The sequence below is a fragment of the Mesorhizobium sp. M7A.T.Ca.US.000.02.2.1 genome, assembly GCF_003996995.1.
Taxonomy (GTDB): Bacteria; Pseudomonadota; Alphaproteobacteria; order Rhizobiales; family Rhizobiaceae; genus Mesorhizobium.
The window spans coordinates 1-3,024 of sequence record NZ_RZTT01000569.1 but is presented as its reverse complement, the minus strand read 5'-3'; the positions used below and the strand labels follow the sequence as shown (position 1 = coordinate 3,024).

Annotated in this window: 3 protein-coding genes; all 3 read right to left on the bottom strand. The window is 62.9% G+C overall.

Annotated elements, in window-relative coordinates:
- On the bottom strand, window positions 1–1,293 hold a 1,293-nt coding region (locus EOD15_RS31715), incomplete at its 3' end, for an ABC transporter permease (protein WP_148129737.1).
- A 13-nt stretch (window positions 1,294–1,306) separates the two neighbouring features.
- Window positions 1,307–2,323 (bottom strand): sugar ABC transporter substrate-binding protein, encoded by a 1,017-nt coding sequence (locus EOD15_RS31710; protein ID WP_164893405.1) that lies wholly within the window; start codon window positions 2,321–2,323, stop codon window positions 1,307–1,309.
- A gap of 35 nt (window positions 2,324–2,358) precedes the next feature.
- A partial coding sequence (locus tag EOD15_RS31705; RefSeq protein WP_127409178.1) for an ABC transporter permease occupies window positions 2,359–3,024 on the bottom strand: 666 nt, incomplete at its 5' end.

Genomic DNA, 3,024 nt, shown 5'->3' with positions numbered 1-3,024 from the left:
GGCCAGCCCCAGCGGATGACCGCCGATACGGGCGAAGACCTCGCTGCGCGCATAGTCGGGCGCGAGGAAACGGACGATCGTACCGTGCCGCGTACCGGTATAGAGATTGTCGTCGCGGTCGAGGACGACGTCCTCGGGACCTTCGACCGCGCCAAGCCCTATGAGCTCCGCCGCGCCAAGCCTGTCATTGACGGCAAGCACGTCGGTTCCGGTCGGCGGCGTCAAATTCGGCAGCTTCAGATAGGTCGGCGAGACATAGACTTTGCTCAACAGCTTGCCGCGGTTCTTCACCCATTTGGCGTCGAACAGCACGGCGGCGATCAGCACCAGACCGAGGATCAGCTGGTTGACCGAGCCGGGCATCGACAGGCGGATGAGGCCGCTGGTCAGGATCAGCACCAGGATGGAGCCGATCACCGCATTGCCGACCGAACCGCGGCCGCCACCCAGCGAAACGCCGCCAAGCACCACGGCGGTCAATACGGAAATCTCCAGCCCTATGCCGGTGTCGGCGCCGGTGCTGCCGAGCCGGGCGGAAAACAGAAAGGCAGCGATCGCGGTCAGCAGGCCCGATGCGACATAGGCGAGGCAAACCGTCAGCTTGACGTTGATGCCGGCATTGTAGGCGGAGCGGCGCGCACCGCCGACGGCGCGCAACCGCCATCCTGGCCTTAGCCTTGACAGGACGATATGCGCGCCAAGGGCGATGACGGCGAAAATGGCGAAGGAGACGGGCAGGCCGTAGAAGGTGCCGAAGCCGATCAGGTCCCAGGTCGGGGAGACCGGCATCGAGCCGACGATCGCGCTGGCAAGCCGGGGAAAGATGATGTCGTAGAGCGCCCGGTAGATGACCAGTGTCACCAGAGTGGTTATGAAGGCGCGCAGCCTGAGATAGCCGATCAGCACCCCGTTGAGCAGCCCGCAGACGAGGCCCGTGGCTAGCGTCGCGATCAATGCCACGCCGACCGGCAGGCCGGCAACGTTCATCGATACCAGGGCGGCAAGCACGCATAGCGCGAACATCGAGCCGACCGAGAGGTCGATGCCGCCCGAGAGGATGACGATGGTGAGCGCCAGTGCGATCAGGCCGAATTCCGACACCTGGCGGGCGAGATCGGTAAGGTTGCCGACCGAGAAATAGCCAGGGATGATCCACGTCATGACGAGGATCGTGACCACCAGCGCCAATGCCGGAATGACGTTGTCGATCCAGCTCTTGGTCAGCAATTCGCCGAACAGGCGGTCCGGCAAAAGCCGGTACCGCAGCCGTGAAAGCGCATCGCTGGTGGCCATAAGTCAGGATTCCCTACTTCAGATCGTCCAGCGTCCAGCAATTGCGCTGGTTGACATTGGCCTTGGTGATCTGCGTCAGCGGATTGAAATAGAGCGTCTTGGTCTCGCCGGCAGTACCGTCGGAGAGCAGCAGCCTTGCGATCTCCGCATTCAGGATTTCGCCTTGCAGCGGCACGTTGTAGCTGATGTAGAGACTGAACAGGCCCTTCTCGACATTCTCGCAGCCGACCTTGTTGCCGCCGCCGCTTGTGACGAGGAAGACCTGGTCGCCCTTGCCGGCCTGCTGGATCGCAGACGCCGTGCCGGTGTCCTGATTGTCCCAGATGCCGATGGCGCCGCAAAGATCCGGATGCTGTTGCAGCACGGTCTCCATGATCGAGCGCGCCTTTTCCGGATTGTATTCGGTGGCCTGCTGCGAAACGACCTGGATGTCGGGATGCTGGTTCAAGACACGGTAGATGCCGTCGAGTTGGAACACGTCGGATGCCGCTGTCGGCACGCCGGTGTCGATAGCGACCTTGGTCGAAGCACCCTTGCCGGGGCTGCATTTGTCGACCACCGCCTGCGCCGCCTGTTCGCCGATCTCGGTCCAGTCGGCGCCGACATACGAATCGGTCTGGGTGTTCGATTCAAGGTTGATCTGCACAACTTTGATGCCGGCGGCCTGCGCCTGAGCCAGCAACCGGGCGTAGGACTGGATGTCGGGATTGTGCGCGACGATCAGGTCCGGCTTCTCGCTGATCAGCGACTGCAGCGCGCGGGTTCCCGCGTCGGTGCTCCAGGCGGGGTCGCGGATCTCGAAATCATACTTGAGGCGCTTGGCCTGCTGGCGCATCACCGCCGCCCAGCCTTCGGTCAGGTCGAAACCCATCGACAGCGGCAGGAAGACGACCTTCTTGCCTTCCAGCGTCTTGTGGAACGTCGTCGAGCGCGGGTTTTCCAGGCCCTTGTCCTGGGCGCTGGCGGTGACGATACCGGCAAGCGCGATGCAGGCCGCGGCCAGCCACGTTGTCGTTTTCAGAAGTCGCATGGTTTCCTCCCATTGCATTTTGGCGTTGAAATTGGTCAGAGATCCCCTTGCTGGGACGTCTGCTCGTCGCGCGGGTTGACGAGCGAGTCGATGACGATGGCCAGAAGCAGGACCACGCCCTTGACCAGGTTCTGGATCGTGTAGGCGATGTTCATGATCGTCATGCCGTTGAGCAGGATGCCGACGAAGATCGTGCCCAGAATGACGTTGCGAACCTTGCCGTGGCCGCCATTCAGGCCGATGCCGCCCAACACGACGACCAGAAGGATGTCGTAGATCATCGTCGAATTGAAAAGCCGGGCGTTGATCGCCGACGCCGACGAGGCAAGCACCAGCCCGGCCCCGTAGGCGATCAGCGCGCTGATCGCATACTGCGCGACGATCATCGGCCGGTTGGAAATGCCGGTGATCCTGGCGGCGCCCGGATTGTTGCCCATGGCATAGGTCTGCCAGCCGAACCGCGTGCGGCTGAGCACCAGATGCAGCGCCAGGCAAAGCATGGCAAAGATCACCACCGTCACCGGAACGCCGAGGATGCGGCCCTGCCCGATCAGCGAGAACCATTCGGCGCCCGGCGGCACATTCTGCATCTCCAGCGTGAAGAAGAAGGTTCTGCCAAGGCCGTAAATGACGGAGCCGGCGGCAAGCGTCGCGAAGATCGGCGCGACCTCGCCGAAAGCGATCAGCATCCCGATCAGCAC